The organism is Gilliamella sp. wkB112 (genome assembly GCF_001690685.1).
Classification (GTDB): Bacteria; Pseudomonadota; Gammaproteobacteria; order Enterobacterales; family Orbaceae; genus Gilliamella; species Gilliamella apicola_J.
Window position 1 is genome coordinate 387176 of record NZ_LZGL01000009.1, and the last position, 24146, is coordinate 411321.

The following is a 24146-nucleotide window of genomic DNA, read 5'->3' on the forward strand; positions in this document are numbered from 1 at the left end:
ACTTAATCAATCAATAACTGAAAAACTCTGTTTTTGTAGAGAATAAAGCTTAGCAAACAAACCATTATTAGCCATTAGCTTCTGATAATTACCTTGTTCAACAATAGTTCCATTATCTAATACAATAATTTGATCTGCTGCAATAATAGTTTTTAATCGGTGAGCTATCACGATAACTGTGCGATCTTTGACTAATTCAGCTATTGCTTGTTGGATATATACTTCATTTTCAGGATCGAGTGAAGCAGTTGCTTCATCTAGTAAGACAATTGGAGCATTTTTTAATAATGCTCGAGCAATGGAAATTCGTTGCCTTTCGCCACCAGAAAGTTTACTACCATTTTCACCAATTAAAGTATTCCAACCATCAGGTAAACGTGCGATCAACTCATCACAACGGGCTTTTTGTGCTGCATGCTTAACTTCTTCATCTGTGGCATCATAACGACCAATACGAATATTATTAAGAATCGTATCATCGAACAATATCACATTTTGGAAAACAAATGCCATGGAGCGCATTAATGTTTCAGGATCAATTTGTTTAATGTTATTATTACCAATAGTAATTTTTCCACTATTCACATCCCAAAATCGTGCAATCAATTGCAATAAGGTACTTTTACCACTACCGGAAGGACCAACAAGCGCAGTCATTTTATTAGGAGGAATAACACAACTTAAATCCATTATTACCGGGGTTTGATTATAGGAGAAATTAATATGATCGATATTTATAGTCAAATCATCAAATACAATATCATCACGCCCTTCCATAATAGGTTCTGTTTTTAGATTTTTCATTCGCTGTATAGAAACAAGCATATAAAATAATTCAGGTAATAATGTTAATACCGAAATCAGCGGTCCATAAATGCGTGAACTAACAATTACAAAGGCTAAAAATGCAATTGGGTCTAAGCTTCCATCAATCATTAATTTAGCACCAACTAATACCACTATACCTAAACCAACTTGTAAAACCATTACTGAAAGCGTGACAAATATACCTCCAATGCCTTCAAATTTAATGGCTGCCCACATCATATTTTTTAGTGATTTATCTAGGGCTTTGAATTTTTCACCACTAAGCCCGAATGCTTTGACGATTTTTATACCATCCAAGTATTCTTGAACTTGATCTGAAACGGCTAATTTGGCTTGCACGTGTTTTTCTGCCCAATGGTTCTCTATCTTTTTGCCGACAATAACAATTAACAACGATAAAGGAAGAGTACAAAAGATAGCACAAGCCATTCGCCAATCAAAAATTGCCATTAATGCACATGTAATTATGCTACTACAAGAATAACCGATTATTTGAGGTACTACATGACTCATCATGTTTTCAATGGTGGTGCAATCACCCATTATATTCGCAGTCAATTCAGATAAATCTTTGCGATTAAAAAAACTCAGAGGTAATTTACGAATACGTTCAGCAACATCAATGCGAATATTAGCCGCTTCACTATAAGCACTTTCATACGTTTTTTTATATTCTCTTTTATAGCAAAATAAGAAGATCCAAGCTGCCAGTAATCCCAATCCAGCCATTGCCCATAAATAACCTCGATTTAAGGCTAAATCACTTGTTAGTGGGGTGATAAGTATGACAATAACTTGTATTAAAATCACAAAAGGCAACATTAATGTAAGATTAGAAATAATGCAGGCAATAATTGCCTGATTTAGGTTTTTACTACCAGTTTCGGAAAGCATAAGTAAACGTTTAAACATGAGACACCTCGCCTTGATGAATAATGTCATTAGTCTCATTTGTCTGAGCAATATTAGATTGATTCATTTGCCAATCTAATGTTTGCTGATAATATTGCCACATTCGATAATAATATCCGTTATTGTTAATAAGTTGTTGGTGTTCGCCTTGTTCTACACTCACTCCCTTATCTAATACAATAATTTGTCCGGCATCTTTTATGGTTGATAACCTATGGGCAATCATAATGACGGTTTTATTTTTGATTAAGGCTTTTAATGCCAATTGGATTTGATATTCATTTTCTGGATCAGCAAATGAAGTTGCCTCGTCGAGGACCAATATTGGCGAATTTTTTAATATCGCGCGAGCAATGGCTAAACGTTGCATTTCGCCACCGGATAAGTGTAAACCTTGTGAACCAATAATCGAATCATAGCCATTAGGTAGTGCTTCAATAAAATCATGGCATTGTGCAGCTTTAGCGGCAGTAATTACCTCATCAAGTGTTGCATCGGCTTTACCAATTTTAATATTATCTAAAATAGATTGTTTAAACATAAATACATCTTGAAAAACAAAGCTAACTAAAGACAGCAAATAATCACTATTCATTTGCCTTATATCTACGCCACCAATAGTAATTTTTCCATGGTTAGGATCGAAAAAGCGTGGGATAAGTAGTGATACAGTACTTTTGCCACTACCGGATAAACCAACTAATGCCGTAATAGTGTTTTGTTTAGCTGTAAATGAAATATGGTTAATGGCATTTTTTTCTTGGAAGCTATTGCTATCGATGTTGCTTTGATCGTGCCGAATAATTGGTTCGGCGGTAGTTATTGATGTTGTCTGATAAGAAAAACTTACGTCATCAAAACAAATATCATAATTGTCGGTCATTAAACCTGTTTTCGGTTCCACTAGACATGGGGTATTTAATACTTTATCCATATTTTTAACGCTTTCGGCAGTTTGTTGCAGCCCCCTAGTTACATACATTAATTTCAAAAAAGGAACCGGCAACGCCACAGAAAAAATTAGATAAAAAATTGCTGCCAACACAAAATTAGCATAATTTTCGACGTTACCTGATAGTAGAATAATTACCAGAACAATAAATAAATAAATATTATTTAGTATCAATAAAAAACATGCCATATGATTTTTAAAGCAATAAGTAAATTTCAGGCAATATACCTGATAGGCTTTAATGGCATCATAAAAGCGTTTAAATGAAAAAAAAGTCTGATTAAAAGCTTTCACTACAGTGATACCGCGAATATATTCGACAGAAGCATTACTCATATCCACTAATCGTTTTTGATATTCTTGCATATTGGTTTTTATTTCTTTGCGACGGTAACCACTAATTAAGACCACATAAGCCAAAATAACTGGAACTAATGTTGCTAAACCTAATCGCCAATCAAAAACAGCTAAAATAACAAAAATAGTTATGGGCGCTACAAAGGATCCAACAATGTCGGGTAGCTGGTGAGCAATAAATTTTTCTATTTTTTCAATATCCTCATCAACGATTTTACGTAATTCTCCTGTCGCGTGGTTATTATGAAAACCTAGAGGTAAATGCGAAACATAACGCACAAAATTATATTTAAGACGATAAAGAGTTTTAAATGCCGCAATATGGGAAAAACATAACGCAATGAAATCAAATAACATTGCCGAAGCCGCAGCGATAAAGGCCAACCAACCATAATTAATCACTAATTCAATATTCAAAGGCGTATTATTGCCGATGCTTATAATCAATTCATACACAATAAAATAAACAGCAATAAATGGTAAAAAAGTTGTAATAGCACTTATGATTGCAAAGAAACAAGCAAAAATTATTAAAACTTTATGGGTAAATGCTAATTCCCACAATCGAGAAACCGCTGTTTTATTATGTGACTTCATAAAATGACCACTAATAAATAGAAATGATTATCATTATTTATAATGTAAAATAAAATAACAATGTTTTTTACACTCAACTTGATAAATTTTAACTATTACTGTTATGGTCAACTTTAATAATTGTAAGATTTATTCTTGTTCACTTTAAAGTTAACAAAATACTATTTATAACGTAGTCAAAGAGTAATTAATAGTAATGATTACTCTTTATTGTAAAGGTAAGATTATTTTACAACACGGAAAGGATTGTTAGGCTTTGATTCAGTTGTTACTGATTTTGGCTCTGTTGGTTCGCATGCTTCCTTATATTGTGGTTCATCTTCAAAACCAATCCCCATATTATTTTCACGTGCATAAATTGCTTCAATTGCAGCCATGGGGACAACTATATGTTGTGGTACTCCAGAAAATCTAGCATTAAATTCAATTTGTTGATTACTAGCAGAATATTGACCTACCGATTGTGGTGCGATATTTAATACAATTTGATTATTTTGCACAAACTCTTGTGGAACTAATACACCATACACCGTAGTATTAACCACAATGTAGGGTGTTAGATCATTATCTAAAATCCAGTCATAAAAAGCCTTAAATAAATAAGGGCGTCTAGGCGTCATTTGGTTAGGCTCCATATATAACCTTGCTTAATTAATATTATCAATTTGATAAAGATAAGAGATTTAAACTCTTATTTTTTTCTCATCTTCTGTCAAAGAACTAATAAATGCTGGGCGTTCAAAAATACGCGCCATATACCCAAGATAGTTTTTTTCAGCTACTTTAGGTAAATAGATATCAAGCAGAGGTAAACGCCAAAGCAAAGGAGCAAAATAACAATCACATAATGTAAAATCATCACTCATAAAATAATCTTTCTCTTTAAACATGATTGAAATAGATACTAAATCATCGAGTAGATTTTTACGAGCTTCTTTGGCTGCATTACTGTCTGGATCAGCAATAATCGTTTCATAAGCACTGTACCATTCTTTCTTCATTCGATACATGGTCAAACGAGAATTAGCCCTAACAATTGGATAAACAGGCATTAATGGTGGATGAGGGAAACGTTCATCGAGGTATTCTAACGCAATGTGCGGTTCATATAATGTAAGGTCACGATCGATTAAGGTGGGGATCGAACCATAAGGATTAAGATCCAATAATTCCTGCGGTAGATTATCTGCCGTTACCAACTCAATCTCAGCAGTTACCCCTTTCTCTGCCAACACAAAACGAATCTGATGGCCGTAAATATCTGTTGTATCACAAAATAATGTCATTACAGAACGTTTATTAACAGCAACAACCATGTTCACTCCAAATAAGCAAAATTAAAAAATAAGTTAATAGATCTCCTATTCTAACAAATTGGATAACAAAATTGTTAAAAAAATTGATTTTTCTTAATATCTTTATGTTAATAACCGTATTTTAACAAAATATTCCGGTACAAACCTTCATTTGGGTTACAACTAATAGGTTAAATTACATACAATAATCATTTAACAAATTACAATTATTATTAATTATATTAGGAATATTTTTAGAATTATCTATTATGTTAAGATCAATTGGTTGTATTACTTGTTTTTTTGAAAAAAAAACCCAGCCAATGCTGGGTTTTGAAACAAATTTGTAATTTTTTGGTAACGTTATTGTAACATTGCGCAATTAACGTTTGCTGAATTGTGGACGACGACGTGCTTTGCGTAGACCCACTTTTTTACGTTCAACTTGACGTGCATCACGAGTAACAAAGCCTGCTTGACGTAATGCAGAACGTAAGGTTTCATCATATTCCATTAACGCACGAGTAATACCGTGACGAATCGCACCCGCTTGACCTGAAATACCACCGCCTTTCACTGTGATGTATAGATCAAGTTTATCAGTCATTTCAACTAACTCTAACGGTTGCATTACAACCATACGAGCGGTATCACGACCAAAATATTGCTCTAATGAACGTTTGTTAATAACGATATTGCCACTACCTGGTTTAATAAAGACACGAGCAGCAGAACTTTTGCGGCGACCTGTACCGTAATATTGATTATCAGCCATCTTCTATCCCCTTAAATATCTAATACTTGCGGTTGTTGTGCCGCATGATTGTGCTCACTACCAGCATAAACTTTTAGTTTACGGTACATTGCACGACCAAGAGGGCCTTTCGGTAACATGCCTTTTACAGCAATCTCGATAACTTGTTCAGGATGACGTTCAATCATTTCCTTAAAAGTCGCTTCTTTTAGTCCACCGATGTAACCAGTATGACGATAATAGATTTTATCAGTGCGTTTTTTGCCTGTTACAGCAACTTTCTCTGCATTGATAACAATAATATAGTCACCTGTATCAACATGTGGTGTATATTCTGCTTTGTGTTTACCACGCAAACGGCTTGCGATTTCAGTAGCTAAACGACCTAACGTTTTACCTGCTGCATCTACAACATACCAGTCGCGTTTAACTGTTTCTGGTTTAGCTGAAAAAGTACTCATTCGTAATTATCCAAAATTTAATTAATCTCACGTTAATAAATCATTTGATTTATTTACACTTTTTGATTGCTAATATTAAAATAACTCACCCCTTCGAGTGATTAAATTAATCCTGACAATCGAAAACAGTGTTGGGAAAAACACTGTTGTAACGTGGGTTGCAATATTATACAGAAATATAATAAAAGTGCTACAAGTTAAAATAAAAAATCGTGGCGAGATAAAACACTTGCTGATAAACTCTTAAACTAAGTTTCAATTACCAATAAAATTAACATGAATAATATAATCCAACTTACTGATAAAGATTATATCAGCAAAGGCTTACACCGAAAATGTTATCATCACCCGGACGATATCAATAAATGTATTAAAGTTAATTATAATGAAGGTGCCGAAGAAGAAACCAATCGAGAAATTGCTTATTATAATCACTTAATTAAACGTAATATTAGTTGGAATGTACTGGCTAGGTATTATGGCCCGGTAACGACTAATTATGGTGAAGGTCAAGTTTTTGAGTTAATTCGTGATTATAATGGTAATACGTCTACCTCACTCGAAAAATATTTAGCCGATCAACAACTGACTGAACAATACTATGCTGCGTTAGTAGTTTCTTTAAAACGGTTAAAAGCTTCATTATTAGAAGATCGCATCATTACTATGACGATAAAAAGTAAAAATATTTTATTTCAGCATTTAACTCCTGAAAAGAACCGCCTAATTATTATAGATAATATTGGTAATTCAACTTTCATTCCTATTGCTAATTATGTCAAATTCTTTGCTACTGCAAAAATTGAACGTACTTGGCTACGCTTTTTAAAATCACTGATTAGAGAAAATCAAAATAACTCTTTTATAAGCCGTTTAGTTAACGAGGTGAATCAGTAAGTCTTAATTGAGCGATTGCTCCTTTATTATCTTGCCTATTTTTTAGAGTAAACAGTCCATGATGTAATTTAGCAATACGATTGACAATACTCAAACCCAGTCCTATACCGTTATGCTTACGATCCATACGGAAAAAGGCTTGGGTTAATTTGTCACTCTTCGATTCATCAATGCCATCACCTTCATCTTCAATCGCAATAATGGTATCTTTATTATCCTTATAACAACTAATCATAATCGTAGTTCCTTCAGGGCTATACCGATAAGCATTTTCGACCAAATTACGTACTAATAATCTAATTAATGTTTGATCACCATTAAAAACAATGTCCTCTTTAGCCATATTCCATTCAATTAGTTGATTTTTTTGCGATGATAATTCTGTTAATTCATCAGCTAAAGGGATCATAATATTTTGATAGAAATTAATTTTCTGATATTGCCCCACAGTGAATTTTTGGCTAGCTCGTGCAAGCATTAATAACTGTTCAACGGTATTAACTAACCGATCGATGCGATCAATTAATTCTTTACAATCAATATGATTTTTAGTTTCTAATAATTCTAAATGTAAACGAATACCAGCTAATGGTGTTCTCATTTCATGAGCCACATCCGCGGTAAACAAACGCTCTTGGGATAAAGTACTACTTAGCCTTACAAATAAATTATTTAACACATTAGTAATAGATGTGATTTCCCTCATATTACTAATTGGCTTGATGGGTTTTAGATTATCTTCAGTACGTTTATTCAAGTCTTGTTCAAGAACTTCAAGTGGTTTAGTAATTCGCTTAATAGCTTGATAGGCTAGAAATAACGTAGCTGTCATCATCGAAAAAGCTGAGCAAAATAAAGCAAAGATAGCTTCGAGTTCTTCTTCTTCGACCACCTCTTCTATCTTATGTTGACTTAGTGTGAGATTAACCAGAGCATCAATTTGCTCTTTACTTTCATGCCATAACCAAAATACGGTAATAATTTGACAAATAAGCATAATAGAACCTAAAGTAAAAAATAGATTCCAACGAATACTTTGTCGAATGTTTTTTAATGAGTTTGCAATCATAACGTAATTATCTAGTTCAGGTTAAAATACATCAACAACTTAAGCATTAAGCTGATACCCATAGCCACGTACTGTACGAATTAAATTTTTTCCTAATTTATTACGTAGTCCATGAATATAAACTTCAAGCACATTGGAACTTGGATCACTCTGCCAATCATATAGATCATTTTGTAATAAATCTCGATGGACTTTTTCACCTGCTTTTAACATTAAGCGAGTTAACACAATAAATTCTTTCGGTGTCAATATGACTTCATGATTATTGAGAGTTACTTTTTGTTGTTTAATATCGATAGTAATTGGACCACTACTAACCACATTATCGGCAGTACCTTGATTACGGCGGATTAACGCTCGGATTCTAGCTAACAATTCGGATAAAGCAAATGGTTTAATTAAATAATCATCAGCCCCAAGATCTAAACCTTCTACTCTATCTTCAATCGTATCCCGTGCAGTGAGAATTAAAACTGGTGTTTCGACATGACTTTTACGCCAACGCGCCAGTAATTCTAAACCATCACAATCGGGTAAGCCTAAATCTAAAATAATTAAGCTAAATTGTCCAAATTGTAGATATTGTTCAGCTTGTTTACCATTTGATGCCACTTCACAAACGTAGCCATTTGCAGTGATACCATCATAAAGCCCTTTTTGTAATAGACTATCATCTTCAACAATTAATATTTTCATGATCTTTCCATCCTCTCAGCGAGTGATTTTACAATCATTTAAGATATCCAATGAACTATTATACTCTTTAGTTTGAACATCAAAAATGCTTAATAGTGTATGAAACAAGTTATCATGCGAGAAAAGAACTTGCTTTGAATGCTGCTTAACACATTGAATATTTATATTATTTAAGTTTGCATATGGATTCGAAATCCACATAATAAATGGAACTAGAGTTTGTTGTTCTGGTGCTATTGAATAAGGAAAACTATGTAAATAAAGACCATTTTCCCCTAAAGACTCACCATGATCAGACAAATAAATAACCATGGAATTAAATTGTTTTTTCTGTAAAAGTTCAATAGTTTGATTGATAATAAAATCGGTGTAAACAATGGTATTATCATAAGTATTAACTAAACTTACTAAATCGCAATTATTGATCTGATTAGTATCACATGTAGGAATAAATTGTTTAAATCTAGCCGGATAACGCTGATAGTAATTTGGACCATGGCTACCTAACATATGCAATATAATCAAAGAGTCTTCATCAATATCATTTAATTTATTCGCTAACTCATTAATTAATACCTCATCATAACAAATTCCATCTTGACACAATTGACTGTTACTGGCTAAATATTTTTTAGTTATGTTGTTATTTTGAACTCGTGCACAAACACCTTTACAGCCCGTATTATTATCTAACCAATCGACATTAATTTTTACTTTATTTAAAATATCAAGGACATTTTCTTGGCGCGGAGCTAAACTTTCATCATAATTCTTTCGTGTCATGTTAGAAAACATACATGGGATAGAGAAGGCCGTATAAGTCCCACATGATGAAACGTTTTTGAAAGAAATAATATCATTACGCTTAGTTAAAAATGGATTCGTATCTTTAGAGTACCCATTTAGTGCAAAATTTTGACTACGTGCAGTTTCACCAACTATAAGTACTACCACAGTTTTATTGTTAATACTATGAAGATCAGTATTTGATCGATAAGCATCATTACCAATGGTTAAAAATGGTTGGTTTTTATATTTTTCAAATTGATATTGTTTATATATGGCACTGATGTAATTTGAAGGTAATAAATATTTAATAATTTTATTATTATTTCTCATAAAAGTAGCGTAGCTTTCATAAAAAACCAGAACAATCAGTCCTACTAGCAAAAATGTAATTAAAACAATAATGACTTGTTTGAATATAAAATATAAGTCAATTTTTACCGTTTTTATTTTAACTAAAATAATTAATACCGCTGGTAAAATACCTAACAACAATATGTAATTAAACAATTCAAATGTAATCAACGAGGAAGATTCAGCAGAATTAGTTTCAAGGATATTTTGCAACATACTTCTATCGATCATTACTCCAAACTTAAACATAAAATAGGAACAAATAGAACTAATTAATATCAGCGCACTCGCTACTATCTTAACTAACCACTTATTTATTAATAGACTTAATACAATGAAGTTCACACAAAAAACAACTAGAGGCATCGATAAAAAGAAACTAATATTAGCCAAAGAATCTAGCGGCAATTTAGCTAATACTTGCTTGTAATAACTCATGTTTAGAATAGTGGCTTGATAAAACGCCATTAATATAATCAGCAAATTGATTGATATTGGACAGTTGGTTATTTTTCGAATTATCTTTTTCATAAAAACTTATATTTCCAACTTACATCTATAGTCAAAACAAGTTATGGAACATGAAATTACAGTTATTTGGATTATCAATAACATATTGATATTATTTAATAATTAAATTGTTTTTATGGTATAAAAATACTAATCAGAAATTTATGAATTGTAGGCCAAAGCTTTTGTATCAACAATGCTGATATAATACTAACAATAAAACCACCAAGAATATCTAATGGCCAATGAATACCTAGATATACTCTGCTCCAACTGACTAAAATTGCCACAACAATAAACAAAAACAAAAGTTTTTTGAATCTGTTTGTATAATTTAAACCAATAACACAACATATTGCCCATACAAACACTGCATGCTGACTTGGAAAAGAACTGGTTTTGTCATGGAATAAATAATTAGTACCCACATTTACCACAAAAGGACGTGGAGAATAAAATAAATGACGAATAACAAAAGTAACTAATAATGCCAATCCTAATGTAATTACCATTTTCAGAATTAATAAGCGATAAGTTGGTTTATAAAACCAATAGATCCCCATAACTATTATTGGCAAATAAGCTAAATAATTAGCACAAAAAATAGCCAAATAAATAAACAGTTTTGATGCTTGATCTGAAGCATTAATTAGTAAAAAAAGTTTAGTGTTCATATTGTGTCACATAAAACATCTATCTAAAATTAACTATATGATTAGTCAATTTAACTAATTAAGCTTAAGAGAACCTTAATATAAATTATTTTATATAATCAATATATTATAAATCTTAATAAAATAAGAAAAATGATAATTAAAATAGAGTTCACACTCTAATGAAATAATTTTGAATTACAAATAAGTTTAATTCATTTTAAGTTACTATGTTAAATTTATTGATAGTTTTATATTAATAATAAAGATTAATGCAGAGTGGGATTAATATTTTAAATGATTAACTAGATTATAATTTATTTCCTATTTGCAATTACAACTAAAAACGTAATGACTTATATCTTAGAAATTAGTAGATCATCGATTTTCAGTAAAATAGGAAACAGCAAAATTGAATGTCCAACAAATAATGAAATAAACAATAATTACAAATAAAAATATCTCTGTTGGATATACCATACTACGATTATTCAACTGCGTAGCAACAAAAGTAAATTCTGCAACGCCTACAATATAAGCTAACGAAGTATCTTTAATTAGTGAAATCCATTGATTAATAAAGGAAGGTAACATTATTGTTAAGGCTTGAGGTAAAATAATAAACATTATTACTTGTTGTTTAGTCAAACCTAATGAAAATGCGGCTTGCCATTGTTCTTTAGCAATGGCTATCATTCCTGCATGAACTGAATGACCAATATAAGCTGCGCCAATAAAAGATAATGCAAAAATAACAGTTGCAATGGCAGGTATATCAATATTGAACATTACAGGAAGTAAAAAATAAGTCCAAAAGATCAACATAATAACTGGAATTGCTCTCAAAAAACCCAGAACCCCAATTAACAGATGACGAGAAAAACCTTTTACAACGGTTAACGCTACTCCTGCAATAATTCCTAACAAGGAAGAAAATATAATCGCGGCGAAACTCATCAATAAGGTTAAAAAGATACCGCCTGGGAAATTGCCCCACATCAAATACCCTAAGTTATTCCAAATTACTTCCAGCCCTTTGAATTCCATAATTTATAGCCCTTTATGTAACTGTAATCGCTTAGTTTGATAAATATTGCCCAACGCACCCACAATTATAATTGCCAAAATATACAATAAAGTTGCGATCGCAAAATCTTGAAAAGTTTTTAATGATTCGGTTTCAACTTGTCGAGAAACATAAGAAAGTTCTAAAACACCAATAGCCATTGTAAGCGATGAATTTTTAATGATATTCATGTATTGACCAATTAATGGGGAAAACGCAATACGTAAACTCTGTGGTAAAATAACTAAACGCATGCTTTGCCAACGAGTTAATCCTAATGCCAATGAAGCCTGAAGTTGTCCTATACTCACACCTAAAATCCCAGCTCGCAACTCTTCAGCAATAAAAGCACTGGAGTAAAAAGTTAAGCCAACTAAACCAATAATAAATTCAAATGATGGCATTTTCAGCGGAACAAAAAGCAACTGGATTTGGGGTTCGTCGAATAACCATAATTTAAATGCTACTGGTAATAAATTACCAACCCCAAAATACCAAAAAAATAGTTGTGGTAACAATGGTGAATATCGAAAAATAGAATTATAACCAACTACTGCCAGTTGCATAATTCTAATCTGACTTTGTCGAGCAATAACCAGTAGAAATCCCAGCAATGTTGACAAAATAATGGTTAATGAGGAAATAGCCAAAGTAACTAAAAAGCCATCCCACAACCACCATAAATATCGTGGTTCAAGTAATTGCTCAAACATAAGATTACTGGCCTTGTCCTATTTTGAAATCGCCACGTGGCATTGCTGATGCAGTGCCAGGACCAAACCAACGATTATAGATAGTTACTGCTTCACCATCTGCTTCAAGTTTTAATAAGATCTGATTTAATTTTTCTTTTAGTCGAGTTTCACCTTTAGGAAGTCCTATGGCTTGATATTCTTTAGTAATACTAAATGGAGAAATCTCAAAATCAGCACGTTGCTGTTCTGGCACATTGGCGAGCAAACCAATTAACTTAGCATCATCTTGAGTAATAGCTTGTACTACACCATTACGTAATGCTGCAAAAGCAAATGGAGTGTCATCATACGAAATCACTTTAGCTGACGGATATTTTTCACGTAAAGTGATTTCCATTACCGTTCCTTTATCAGCACCAATACGAATATTTTTCAAATCATCAGTAGTTTTTAATACGCCTTTGCGTGCTATAAATTTTTGCCCTGTAGCAAAATATGGCAGACTAAAATCTACTGTTTTGGCACGTTCTTCAGTAACAGTAAAATTAGCTACAATCAAATCCGCTTTTTGAGAGGTTAATAGAGGAATACGATTGGCTGGATTTGTCGGAACAAGTTCAACTTTTACATTTAGGGCTTTGGCTATTGCATTTGCATAATCAACATCAAGTCCAACTATTTTATTGGTTTTTTCATCGACATAACCAAAAGGAGGATTGCTATCAAACACTGCTATTTTGATTTGCCCGCGTTTTTCAATATCATCAAGCCGATCAGCATGTGCATAATTCACAGTGAATAATGATCCAATCAATGCAACTATGGCTAGTGGTTTAACTAAAAATTTCATTTTATTCCTCCATTAAAGACTTTTGTTTTGTACATCAAAAGTCTATCAATAAAGGATCAGTTACCTAAATAATAAATAATTACATGCTTATAACTTAACAATATATAAAAAACTATTTCATAATAAATAAAATAAATTAATAAATTAAGTTTAAAATAAGTACAAGCATTTATTGGGTAAGATTTTTACTATAAATTTGTTACATTTAACGTAAGTTACCCGACTATATCCACTCTGGACCAATCAAGTTAATCAATTACTGTTAACTAATAATTTCACTATCAACAAAGAAGTAGGCTATTTCCCGCGCAGCAGATTCTACAGAATCCGAACCATGCACAGCGTTTTCTTTTACGCTATCAGCGAAATCAGCTCGTAATGTACCTGTTAAGGCTTTTGCCGGATCAGTTGCCCCCATTAAGTCACGATAACGACTAATAGCATGTTCTGCTTGTAGAACCTGAACAACAATTGGGCCGGACATCATAAACTTAACTAAATTATCAAAAAATGGTTTACCTTGATGTTCGGCATAGAAACCTTCAGCTTGCGTTTTGCTTAGTTTTAACATTTTTAATGCAACGATTTCAAATTTAGCCTGAGTTATGCGTGTTTCAATTGCACCAATTAAGTGTTTTTTAACCGCATTGGGTTTGATGATAGACAGTGTACGTTCTATAGCCATATACGTTATCCTTATTAATCTAAAGTAAATTTTATACGACAAATTTGACCACTTTCGTCTAATAATAATAAATGTTGTAGTCCTTTTTTTACTATTGTTAAAGCAACTTTATCATTATTCTTAGATTGTGCAATAAGTTCACCATCTAAAAACCACCATTTTTGCCCTATTCCTCCTTGAGGAATTAAATCAATAGTAACCGTCTGTTGACCTGGTAAGCGCTTAATCAATTGATTATCTTGTAATCCGGTGAGCACCAGCGGTAAAAATATATCATTACCAAAAACCGGGCAATTTTTGTTAACGGGAGGTAATAACGATTGACGACGCTCTTTAGGTAATAACCAATTTTCTAAAGCCATTGGCCAAAGAGCAATAGCTTTCTTTTGAGCATCTTTACAATCGGCAGCCACTCTTTCACCTTGTTGGTTAACCCAAATATTTATCCAGCCTGAACGATAGATATTATTATTGAGTACATTTAAAGTATCGAGCGTTGGTGGAATCATATTATTAAATATCCATGCATTTTTTTGACGATGACAATTTGGATCGTTGGTAGTTAATACCTGTCCTGATGGCCAACAGATTTTTGCTTCCGTGACAGAATCTGGTTTATGCATAACTGGCAACGATCGATTTAAGCGTTGCTCCTTGTTCAATAATATAGCATTTATTTGTTGCAATATTGGCACCGCAGTTACTGCGCCATATTGACCAACCACTGGCGTTGCATCTGGGCGCCCAACCCAAATTCCAATTAAATATCGCGGATTAATACCTATGGCCCAAGCATCACGATACCCATAACTAGTACCAGTTTTATAAGCTAATTGATTATTATTAGATAACATTTGTTTAGTTATCCACGCGCTACCATCGGCAATTAGTGATTTTTCCATTAAAGGCTCATTTGGTGTAAACCGTAGGGGACTAACCTGACCATGACGAACAAAGGCACTATAACCACTAACTAAATTATCCATTCGCAGTGATGCGCCACCTAAAATATAGGAAATATTGGGATCATTGCCAGCTGATACCAATGGTAAACCTACACTAGCTAATTTACTGGCAAACCGTCTAGGTCCGTATAATTCCATTACTTGTACTGCCGGTAAATTTAATGAATTTCTTAATGCTTCAGTAGCACTAACCGGACCATAATAATCGTCATCAAAATTAGTTGGGCGATAATCTGAATTAATTCTAGGAACGTCCTGTAATAATGATTCTGAATGAATCATACCTTCATCAATAGCCATTGCATATATAAATGGTTTTAACGTTGACCCAGGTGAACGTAATGCACTAATCATGTCAACTTGTCCAAAGCGTTCACTGTCATTAAAATCAGCTGAACCCACATAAGCTTTTACTGACATATCTGTATGATCAACTACTAAAATTGCTAATGATGTTTTGGGTGGCAGTTGTTTTTTACGATTAATTGCCACATCTTCAAGAATACCTTGCAGAGAAAAATCAATAGTGGAATGAATAATATCCTTATCAGGATATTGATGGCTTAATCTCAGTGCTAATAACGGAGCTAATTGCGGAGCCTTACGCGGATAAACCCACACTTCATCTTGACGAACTTGATTAATAATTTCGGGAGTCCAGACATGATTATCAGCTAAACGATCTAATACTTTATCTCGTGCCTGTTTGGCTCTATCTGGGTACCTATCTGGTCGCAAACGGCTAGGTGCTTGCGGTAAAACTGCCAATAAAACAGCTTCACTACGAGTCAAGGCTTTAGGTTGCTTACCAAAATATGACCAACTTGCCGCACCAATACCTTCAATGGTGCCACCATAAGGGGCATGATTAATATATAAAGTTAAGATTTCTGGTTTACTATAATGCAGTTCTAACTGTAAGGTTCGGAATATTTGTTTCAATTTTCCAGTCATCGAACGGTCGTGAGGATCGAGCAATCGGGCGACCTGCATCGAAATTGTACTCCCTCCAGATACAATCTTATTATTGGTTAAATTTTGCCAAGCTGCACGCAGTAAGGATACAGGATTAATCCCGATATGTTCATAAAAGTGGCGATCCTCATAATTGAGTAATACATCAAGATAGTAATCCGGAACTTCATCTAAATTGACCGAATAACGCCAAATGCCATTATCATCTGCAAAACGCCACAGTGGGGTTTCATCTTGAGCAACTATAGTTTGTGTGGTTTTATTTTGATAAATTGTAAGTGGATATAAATAATCAGCCACGAAGAAACTAACTAAGAGAGTGACCATAAAAACCAATAAACAAATAAATATTTTAACTAAGCGCTGTTTTATTCTTGCCAAGATGTTTCAGGTCCACATAACGTTTTAGTGTTATATTACCGGCGACTTCGGTCGGCGGTAATATACTGATGATAAAATTTAACTCAATAAATAGTTTAAGCTTTAATTTAAGTTACTGTTGGGAAGCATTACGTTCAACAATTGACATTAAATCAAGCGACTTACCTATTGCGAATCGTTCCGGACGGTACATCGACTCAACATAAGGATAAGGAATCATATAATTACCGGCAGTGACCGCACGCACTAGATATGCCACCCGTTTACGATATTTATTAGTGTCAACATAATCGTGAATATCAACTGCTGCGACATACCTATCATCACGATATTCTTGATACTTAACATCATTACTATCTTCATCTTTGAGTAAATTTGCTAATTCTGGAATCGCGAGTAAATTAACACTACTATTCATTAGATTTTGATTTTCAAGCTCTAATCCTGCAGGTAAAAAATCAACAATTAGGGCATCATGAATACTTTCACGCGCAGTTACATCTAATACAATCACCAGCAAATCACCTACTGTCAATTGATCAGGTTTAATTGCATTACCTTGTAAATCATAATAATTACGATTAATAGTTAAAATATTATCATTAGCAGTCGGTACTGGCGCTTTTTTACCATAACCAGAAAGCGTAAATTTAATATACAAAGGTTCAGCATTATTTTCATTAGTAATTGTTAATCCTTTAGTCAGATCAGCAAAAGTTAATGAACGAGACAGGGCCTTAGTTACATTTTGTTCTTCATGATTAATTTTAACTTTAAATTCTTGCGCATTTTTGTGTTGTTCTAATGACCACCCTGCCATAAATAAAGCATTGAGTTCTTGAGTTGAAAAATAACGTTTATCATTTAATAAATCGGATAAATTAAACAAATAACTCGCTTGTTGATCAACGCTTAAATCATTATCAATCAATAGTGATAAAACTAAAGCTTTATCACGAATTTCACTACCATAATCACCTAACCAAGCATTATGATTATGGTAATTTGTGGTTAAAGCTTTAGTCATCAAATTGTTATAAATATTTTCAAAACCGGTAATCTTCGCGGATAAAGCCAATTGAACAATTGGCAATGGTGATAAGGCTAACGCAGCATTATTATCAAGTTGCTGTGACATACGATTAATTTCATTACGCATAGCCGAGGTAATTTTATTTTGCTGAGCCAATACCATTAATGCATAAGCTTTAGTGGCAAATTGAGCATAGTCACTAGCCACCGAATCATCATAATAACTTGGTAAATTATTAAAGGCATTAATATCATAAGTATATTGGCTTATGCGAGTCATAGCAGCATTGAGCGCAGTATCGTTAACATGATAACCTCGCTCTTTTGCTTGTAGTAAGAAATTGGTAGCATGCACAGAAAGCCAATGATCTTCATCACTTTCATTACTCCATAAACCGAACCCACCATTATTACGTTGCATAGATAAAATACGTGAAATGCCTATTTGCACTTTTTCTCGACGTTTATCGTCTGATTCAGTTTTGATCCCTAAAGCCGTAAGTTGTTCTTGATTAACATATAAAGATGGATACAATCCACTGATAGTTTGTTCTAAACAACCATAAGGATAAGCAAATAAACTTTTAATATATTGTGCAATGTTAAGCGGTGGTTGATTAGATATAACTAATTTTCCTTCAATAGTATTATCAATTAAATTAACCATATCAGAAGCTGGGAATGTCCAACTTTGACTACCATTAATGGCTACTGCATAATTTTTAGTAGTACTTGCATAGGCTGGTCTGACACCTACTTGCCATGAACGTTTAATTTGATAATCAGAACCATCATCCAACACAATACCCTTTATATTAACGGTTAACGTTCCCTCTCCATAACCATAATCAGCAGTAACTGGCACGGGTATAATTTGTCGTTGTTTACTATTAATTGTAATTGTATTTGATTTGGATATAGATTGATGAATCAAACCCGTAGTTGCAACATCAATTTGCAAGGTTTGCGGTTTTTCTGTCAAATTATTCAAATCTAATGCCAATATCGCTTGATCACCACCAGATAAAAATCGTGGTATTGATAGTTCTGTAACCACTGGTGCGGCAACAGTCATTTTTTGCTCTGTTTTACCGAAACGCTTATCATCCCAAGCTTGTGCCATCAAACGTAATTCACCATTAAAATTAGGTAATGTAAGATCAATAATACCTTCACCATCTTCATTTAATTGAATAGTTTTAAGTTGTTGAGCAACAATATTAACTTCAGTTAATGGTTTTTTACCACCTAAAGCTGTTTGACTTTGACTAAGCAATCCATCCCCACCAAAACTCATATTAACATTGCGTCCAGAGCCTTCAATAAGTTTGCCATATACATCATATAAATCGACATCATAGCGCTTACGTCCAAGAAAGGCGCTATAAGGATCAGGAGTAACAAAATTAGTTATATTTAATACGCCTGAATCAACTGCCGATAGTAATACTGTTACCTTCTGATCCTTTTGGATTAATGATTTATCCATTTTAACTTTTATTGGAATTGTTTTTTCAGGTTCAATTTTTGGTGGTGCTTCAATGGCAATATTTAATTGTCGTGATGAAGTATCAAGTGGTAAATAAAGCAAACCGATTGCTCGTTTAATTGTTTGCACGGAAGCATTGATTGATGGTCGAATAATCATAGAACTAATATAAATATCATGACGCCCCCAATCTTGAATTGGTATTTCCACATCCAATCCCTTTTCATCGACACTAATATCTTGTTTCCATAACATGCCATCATTAGTTTCAAGCGCAATATAACCTGAACCAGCAACTGGTGCTTGTACATGAACTTTGGCAGTGTCACCCACAGTATATAACGCTTTATCAATACTTAACTTAACCTGATCAGGGCGCACGGCATTAGTACCATTGGTATTATCGGACCAATTGTAACCACTCCAAAAACGCATACTACTGATAATGTTATTTTTAATATCCACCACTTCAAGCCGATACGGACCATAATTATCAGGTCGATAACTTACTTTAGTGGTGCCATTTTCCGGAATTGATAATTTCTCTTCATGAAGAGTAAATTCACTTGCATTATAATTTTGCTTCCAACCTTCATTATCAGACCAAGTCCAATAATAATCACGGCGTTCGCGAATAATACGTGCTTTTAAATCATTAGTTGCTAGTTTTTGCCCATCAGTATTAATGTATGCTACTTCAAAATCAGCAATAGCATTTTTGTCAACTGTTGGGCGCTTTTCATAACGATCTGTTGACCAATCATAATAAGCTTGCTCGGAAAATAGTGCTCGTACTGCAGGCATTTTGTTTGCTGGCCAAATGGTTTGGCTGGCATAACGAGTAACCGGGCGACCACCAGAATCGAGTAAACTAGCTTGCAATACTAGATTAATTGGTGAACGGAGATCGGTCCAATTATCACTATCAACGTTAACTTGAGTAATACCATTATTATCCAGCAACTGATCTATACCATCAAGCTGTCGATCAACACCACTATCAGTAATTGCACCAATTTTGTATTCTGGTAATTCAGAATGCGAATCAACTTTTTTCAAATAAAGGTTACCAGTTAAATCATTACCTGAAGCAGGTGCGCCATACAAATACCAACCTTTAATATTAAAATCAATAGCTTGATCTGTTACCAAAGGTTTAGTAGAAGGCGCATTTATTTCCATAGCCATACGTTCAGGTAAAAATTCTTCGACTTGAAAATAAGCATAACGATAATCATCGTCACCTAGATTAAAACGAAAACTCCATTTGCCAGTAGCTGCATCATTTGGTATAACAAAATGCCATTGATATAACCCTTTAGAATCCGGTTGAGTTTTTACCGTGAAATTGTCTACAACTCGTCCTGCAGGTGAAATAACATCAACAATAATAGGCTGTTCCGGCAATGGTTTACCATCAGCATCACGTAATAAGGCATTATATTCGATGGTTTCTTGAGGACGATATAAATCGCGTGCACCAAAGGCAAATAATTGTTTTTGATAAAAAGCACTCCCTGTCAAGTTAAATTCACTCAAATCAAGAGCGTTGCGATCCAAATTTACCAATGAATTTTGTTGCCCGTCACTAGCCGTAAGCAGTGAATAATCTTTTCCTGCCGGCAAGGTGATCTCGGCGTAACCTTGCTTATCGGTTTGAGTATTAATATTGGTACAATTTTTATTACTGTCTTGTATATTTTTGCCGCATTGCACCGTTAAATTAATATTAGCAAGCGCTTGTCCATTATCTAACGCATGGGTAATAACGGCTAATTTCCCTTTTCCATAAGCATGAACGGAAATTCCAATATTACTAATTGAAAATAAAGTAGCTGGATTAGAATAGTTATAACTACCTGCTTGATTCATCACGGCAATATATACACCTGTTGGTTGAAGTTCCGAGATGGTGGATAAATTAATTAATACGGTTTCTTGAGCATTACGTTTAGGGTTGAGATCGAAACGAGACGAAAACACCAACTCAGCATAATTATTTATTTTTTTAGAATTCCAATTAGTAAAGCGATTAATCAATCCATAATCAGACATAAAATCGGATAATTTTTCTGGTTTAATTTTGAAAAAGTTAACATCGACTTTATTTACATTAAGAGTAGTAACCGGTAAACCTGTCATAGATTTACTTGGAAGTAAAAAACCATTACTTGCAAAGCCTACCATTGGTTTACGATCTTGAGTAGTAATGTCAACTTGATAAACTTCTTTCAAGTGACTGTTATTTATCGCGGCTAACATTTTATCGATAGTTAAGGTTAATTTACGATTAGGTTCCAAATAGCGGTGCCTTAATTCCAAACCATTATCAGAAAGTTCCCATGAGCCATCAACATTACCTTTATCACGATCAACTAAACGAAGTAAGTTTGAAAAGTTTAGTTTAGGATTAATAGGAACCGAAAATGTAATAACCAATGTACTAGAACCATCAAGGATAGCTTCTGAGCTGTCAATAACCGTAAGTTGTTTATTACGGTATTCCTCAATCAATTCGGGTGTTGGCGTGAAGGTGTTTTGTGGTTGGATATTGAGATTAAGCTGCTCAACATTTGTGTTACTATCTGTAAGTTCAGATGTTGGTTGTATTTCAGTCGGTGCGGATACCGAAGTTTTTTTATCTTTATTATCACAACCGATTAATGCTAACAGCATACTTAATACAGCTAACTGCTTAACCAACCTCATTATTTTCACCCTATTCCTATTAAACAGAATTTTGATTTTTTTATCAAAATAGATTATCACTATAGTGATATTTAGCGTTGATATATTATGCACTTAGGAATCAAGTTTGGCAAAAATGTTTATACAAATTTTATCTAGACTAGATTAGTAAATACTTTTTATTAACTAGCCAAAATATTTAAAGTTAGTATAAATTTTAGTGCTAAATTAAAGCCCATTTATCAATGCTAAATGAACTTTAATTGCTTTTTGATGGATTTATTCGGTCACCGATTGGCTTTGGTTAGTGTATTGTGGTAGTGCTACTAATTTTTTTAGTAATAAATTTAAAATCACACCGTACAATGGTAAAAAGAATAATCCACAAATTAAAATTTTAAAACTATAGTCTATAAGTGCTATTTCAGGCCAATTAGTTGCCATAAACTCGTCACTACTGTTATAAAAAGCGATAGCAAAAAAGACGATAGTATCAATACCATTTCCAAAAACTGCTGATGCTGATGGCGCCACCCACCATTTTTTATTTTGTCTTAAATAGTTAAATACCGTAATATCCATTAATTGCCCAACTAAATAAGCGGAAAAACTGGCTAAGGCAATACGAAAGACAAAGTTATTAAATTCGGTCAGTGCAGCAAAGCCAAGCCAATGGGTTTCAAAAAACAACACTGAAATCACATAGGAAAATAGTAACGCTGGCATCATTACCACAAATATGATCTTTCTGGCCAAACTGGCACCAAACACCCGAATGGTTAAATCAGTGGTTAAAAAGATAAATGGGAAAGTAAAAGCCCCCCAAGTGGTGTGAAAACCAAAAATATCAAAAGGGATTTGCACTAAATAATTGCTAGAAGCTATCACTAAAATATGGAAAAAAGCTAACCAATAAAGTGCTTTGTGCCGTTGTTCACGGGTAAACTTATGTGGGATTAACCCAGCATGATCATTAACGTACATATAATTTCCTTTTTTAATGGGGTGAGAGAACCCAGTTTGAAAAAATTAACAGAATTTATTTAATGGAATGCAAATATTCTTGCAAACCTTTATCACGCAATAGACAACTTGGACATGTACCACAACCACCTTCTACGCCGTAATAACAGGTATGAGTATGCGTTCGCACATAATCAAGGTAACCTAAATCATCAGTTAATGCCCAAGTTTGCGCTTTGGTCAGATACATCAAGGGAGTGATGATATTAAAAGTATAATCCATAGCCAGATTCATAGTGACATTCATCGATTTGACAAACACATCCCGACAATCCGGATAACCACTAAAATCGGTTTCACAAACGCCAATAATAATGTCACTAATACCTTGCTGTTTGGCATAACACCCCGCTAAAAGTAAAAATAGCATGTTACGACCATCAACAAAGGTATTGGGATAGTTTCCATCTTGGGATTCCTGAATTGATTGCGAACTGTCAATCAGGGCATTATTGGTGGTTTGTTTAATGACGGATGTATCAATTATAGTTTGCTTAACACCTAGATCAGCCGCAATCCATTTGGCCTTTTCAAGCTCAATCACATGCCGTTGACCATAATGAAAACTAATAGTTTCAACATTTTGCTGACCATAATCAGCTATCGCTTGCAGCAAACAAGTGGTTGAGTCTTGCCCACCTGAAAAGATCACCAGTGCTTTACGCTGTTGCATTTTACCGTTCCAGTTAAAATTAATAGATTAACGATTATCCACTTTTTCTGGATAAAGATCGTGATTGGCTAAACGATTAACCGCAATTTGCTGCCAGCAAGTGCCAGCTTGACCATAATTAGCATAAGGATCGATAGAGATACCACCGCGCGGCGTAAATTTACCCCAGACTTCAATGTATTTCGGATCCATTAATTTAATCAGATCTTTCATAATAATATTAATGCAATCTTCGTGATAATCACCATGATTACGGAAACTAAAAAGGTAAAGTTTTAGCGACTTGCTTTCTACCATTTTGATATTTGGCACATAGGATATATAAATAGTGGCAAAGTCCGGTTGCCCGGTGATAGGACAAAGGCTAGTAAATTCAGGACAATTGAATTTAACAAAATAGTCGTTGTCAGGATGTTTATTATTAAATGTTTCGAGTATTTCGGGTGCATACGTCGACGGATAGCGAACAGACTGATCGCCTAATAAAGTGATGTTACTCATTA

General features: G+C 33.6%; 20 protein-coding genes. 1 reads left to right on the top strand and 19 read right to left on the bottom strand.

Annotation, left to right across the window (positions count from 1 at the left end):
* Positions 1–6: 6 nt before the first annotated feature.
* The 6 genes from A9G12_RS04160 to rplM all read right to left on the bottom strand — a co-directional run bounded on the left by A9G12_RS04160 (position 7) and on the right by rplM (position 6156).
* The gene (locus A9G12_RS04160) at positions 7–1740 is read right to left on the bottom strand and encodes an ABC transporter ATP-binding protein (protein ID WP_065564595.1); all 1734 of its coding nucleotides are present in this window, start codon (positions 1738–1740) and stop codon (positions 7–9) included.
* The gene (locus tag A9G12_RS04165; RefSeq protein WP_065564596.1) at positions 1733–3646 is read right to left on the bottom strand and encodes an ABC transporter ATP-binding protein; all 1914 of its coding nucleotides are present in this window, start codon (positions 3644–3646) and stop codon (positions 1733–1735) included. The genes A9G12_RS04160 and A9G12_RS04165 overlap by 8 nt, the downstream gene beginning before the upstream one ends.
* A gap of 224 nt (positions 3647–3870) precedes the next feature.
* Positions 3871–4281: a ClpXP protease specificity-enhancing factor gene (locus A9G12_RS04170; protein ID WP_065564597.1), complete on the bottom strand. Its 411-nt coding sequence runs from the start codon at positions 4279–4281 to the stop codon at positions 3871–3873.
* Between the two features lie 48 nt (positions 4282–4329).
* Positions 4330–4962 (bottom strand): glutathione S-transferase N-terminal domain-containing protein, encoded by a 633-nt coding sequence (locus tag A9G12_RS04175; RefSeq protein WP_065564598.1) that lies wholly within the window; start codon positions 4960–4962, stop codon positions 4330–4332.
* Between the two features lie 361 nt (positions 4963–5323).
* Positions 5324–5716: a 30S ribosomal protein S9 gene (rpsI, locus tag A9G12_RS04185; protein ID WP_034915459.1), complete on the bottom strand. Its 393-nt coding sequence runs from the start codon at positions 5714–5716 to the stop codon at positions 5324–5326.
* An 11-nt stretch (positions 5717–5727) separates the two neighbouring features.
* Positions 5728–6156 (bottom strand): 50S ribosomal protein L13, encoded by a 429-nt coding sequence (gene rplM, locus A9G12_RS04190; RefSeq protein WP_034901369.1) that lies wholly within the window; start codon positions 6154–6156, stop codon positions 5728–5730.
* 276 nt (positions 6157–6432) lie between these two features.
* Between rplM and A9G12_RS04195 the strand changes: the two genes are divergently transcribed.
* Positions 6433–7053, top strand: coding sequence for a YrbL family protein (locus A9G12_RS04195; RefSeq protein ID WP_065564600.1), 621 nt, complete (start codon positions 6433–6435; stop codon positions 7051–7053).
* Here A9G12_RS04195 and pmrB read toward each other — a convergent pair.
* The 13 genes from pmrB to queF all read right to left on the bottom strand — a co-directional run bounded on the left by pmrB (position 7034) and on the right by queF (position 24144).
* Positions 7034–8122 (bottom strand): two-component system sensor histidine kinase PmrB, encoded by a 1089-nt coding sequence (gene pmrB, locus A9G12_RS04200; RefSeq protein WP_065564601.1) that lies wholly within the window; start codon positions 8120–8122, stop codon positions 7034–7036. The genes A9G12_RS04195 and pmrB overlap by 20 nt on opposite strands.
* Positions 8123–8161: 39 nt before the next feature.
* Positions 8162–8818 (bottom strand): two-component system response regulator PmrA, encoded by a 657-nt coding sequence (gene pmrA, locus A9G12_RS04205; RefSeq protein WP_065564602.1) that lies wholly within the window; start codon positions 8816–8818, stop codon positions 8162–8164.
* A 15-nt stretch (positions 8819–8833) separates the two neighbouring features.
* Positions 8834–10489 carry a phosphoethanolamine transferase EptA gene (gene eptA, locus A9G12_RS04210; protein WP_065564603.1) on the bottom strand — a complete coding sequence of 552 codons (1656 nt, stop codon included), beginning with the start codon at positions 10487–10489 and terminating at the stop codon, positions 8834–8836.
* A gap of 113 nt (positions 10490–10602) precedes the next feature.
* Positions 10603–11142: a phosphatase PAP2 family protein gene (locus tag A9G12_RS04215; protein WP_065564604.1), complete on the bottom strand. Its 540-nt coding sequence runs from the start codon at positions 11140–11142 to the stop codon at positions 10603–10605.
* 357 nt (positions 11143–11499) lie between these two features.
* Entirely contained in the window at positions 11500–12168 is a 669-nt protein-coding gene (locus tag A9G12_RS04220; protein ID WP_065564605.1) for an amino acid ABC transporter permease, read from the bottom strand.
* A 3-nt stretch (positions 12169–12171) separates the two neighbouring features.
* Positions 12172–12900 (bottom strand): amino acid ABC transporter permease, encoded by a 729-nt coding sequence (locus tag A9G12_RS04225; protein WP_065564606.1) that lies wholly within the window; start codon positions 12898–12900, stop codon positions 12172–12174.
* A 4-nt stretch (positions 12901–12904) separates the two neighbouring features.
* On the bottom strand, positions 12905–13732 hold the full coding sequence (locus tag A9G12_RS04230; RefSeq protein WP_065564607.1) for an ABC transporter substrate-binding protein: 828 nt from the start codon (positions 13730–13732) through the stop codon (positions 12905–12907).
* Positions 13733–13994: 262 nt separating this feature from the next.
* Positions 13995–14417 carry a nucleoside-diphosphate kinase gene (ndk, locus tag A9G12_RS04235; protein ID WP_065564608.1) on the bottom strand — a complete coding sequence of 141 codons (423 nt, stop codon included), beginning with the start codon at positions 14415–14417 and terminating at the stop codon, positions 13995–13997.
* Positions 14418–14431: 14 nt separating this feature from the next.
* On the bottom strand, positions 14432–16684 hold the full coding sequence (gene pbpC, locus A9G12_RS04240) for a penicillin-binding protein 1C (protein WP_218056570.1): 2253 nt from the start codon (positions 16682–16684) through the stop codon (positions 14432–14434).
* Between the two features lie 166 nt (positions 16685–16850).
* Positions 16851–21968 (bottom strand): alpha-2-macroglobulin family protein, encoded by a 5118-nt coding sequence (locus tag A9G12_RS04245; protein WP_065564609.1) that lies wholly within the window; start codon positions 21966–21968, stop codon positions 16851–16853.
* A 258-nt stretch (positions 21969–22226) separates the two neighbouring features.
* Complete coding sequence (locus tag A9G12_RS04250) at positions 22227–22931, bottom strand: 7-cyano-7-deazaguanine/7-aminomethyl-7-deazaguanine transporter (RefSeq protein ID WP_065564610.1); 705 nt, start codon at positions 22929–22931, stop codon at positions 22227–22229.
* A 55-nt stretch (positions 22932–22986) separates the two neighbouring features.
* A complete protein-coding gene (gene queC / locus A9G12_RS04255; protein ID WP_065564611.1) occupies positions 22987–23643 on the bottom strand; it encodes a 7-cyano-7-deazaguanine synthase QueC in 657 nt (218 codons plus the stop codon).
* 27 nt (positions 23644–23670) lie between these two features.
* Positions 23671–24144, bottom strand: coding sequence for a preQ(1) synthase (gene queF / locus A9G12_RS04260; protein WP_065564612.1), 474 nt, complete (start codon positions 24142–24144; stop codon positions 23671–23673).
* Positions 24145–24146: the final 2 nt, after the last annotated feature.

Coding starts and splice junctions, on each gene's coding strand:
- rplM (WP_034901369.1), bottom strand. CDS start 6,156: ATGAGTACTTTTTCAGCTAAACCAGAAACAGTTAAACGCGACTGGTAT.
- ndk (WP_065564608.1), bottom strand. CDS start 14,417: ATGGCTATAGAACGTACACTGTCTATCATCAAACCCAATGCGGTTAAA.
- rpsI (WP_034915459.1), bottom strand. CDS start 5,716: ATGGCTGATAATCAATATTACGGTACAGGTCGCCGCAAAAGTTCTGCT.
- A9G12_RS04230 (WP_065564607.1), bottom strand. CDS start 13,732: ATGAAATTTTTAGTTAAACCACTAGCCATAGTTGCATTGATTGGATCA.
- A9G12_RS04175 (WP_065564598.1), bottom strand. CDS start 4,962: ATGGTTGTTGCTGTTAATAAACGTTCTGTAATGACATTATTTTGTGAT.
- queF (WP_065564612.1), bottom strand. CDS start 24,144: ATGAGTAACATCACTTTATTAGGCGATCAGTCTGTTCGCTATCCGTCG.
- pmrA (WP_065564602.1), bottom strand. CDS start 8,818: ATGAAAATATTAATTGTTGAAGATGATAGTCTATTACAAAAAGGGCTT.
- queC (WP_065564611.1), bottom strand. CDS start 23,643: ATGCAACAGCGTAAAGCACTGGTGATCTTTTCAGGTGGGCAAGACTCA.
- A9G12_RS04250 (WP_065564610.1), bottom strand. CDS start 22,931: ATGTACGTTAATGATCATGCTGGGTTAATCCCACATAAGTTTACCCGT.
- A9G12_RS04225 (WP_065564606.1), bottom strand. CDS start 12,900: ATGTTTGAGCAATTACTTGAACCACGATATTTATGGTGGTTGTGGGAT.
- A9G12_RS04220 (WP_065564605.1), bottom strand. CDS start 12,168: ATGGAATTCAAAGGGCTGGAAGTAATTTGGAATAACTTAGGGTATTTG.
- A9G12_RS04170 (WP_065564597.1), bottom strand. CDS start 4,281: ATGGAGCCTAACCAAATGACGCCTAGACGCCCTTATTTATTTAAGGCT.
- A9G12_RS04160 (WP_065564595.1), bottom strand. CDS start 1,740: ATGTTTAAACGTTTACTTATGCTTTCCGAAACTGGTAGTAAAAACCTA.
- eptA (WP_065564603.1), bottom strand. CDS start 10,489: ATGAAAAAGATAATTCGAAAAATAACCAACTGTCCAATATCAATCAAT.
- A9G12_RS04165 (WP_065564596.1), bottom strand. CDS start 3,646: ATGAAGTCACATAATAAAACAGCGGTTTCTCGATTGTGGGAATTAGCA.
- A9G12_RS04195 (WP_065564600.1), top strand. CDS start 6,433: ATGAATAATATAATCCAACTTACTGATAAAGATTATATCAGCAAAGGC.
- A9G12_RS04245 (WP_065564609.1), bottom strand. CDS start 21,968: ATGAGGTTGGTTAAGCAGTTAGCTGTATTAAGTATGCTGTTAGCATTA.
- pmrB (WP_065564601.1), bottom strand. CDS start 8,122: ATGATTGCAAACTCATTAAAAAACATTCGACAAAGTATTCGTTGGAAT.
- pbpC (WP_218056570.1), bottom strand. CDS start 16,684: ATGGTCACTCTCTTAGTTAGTTTCTTCGTGGCTGATTATTTATATCCA.
- A9G12_RS04215 (WP_065564604.1), bottom strand. CDS start 11,142: ATGAACACTAAACTTTTTTTACTAATTAATGCTTCAGATCAAGCATCA.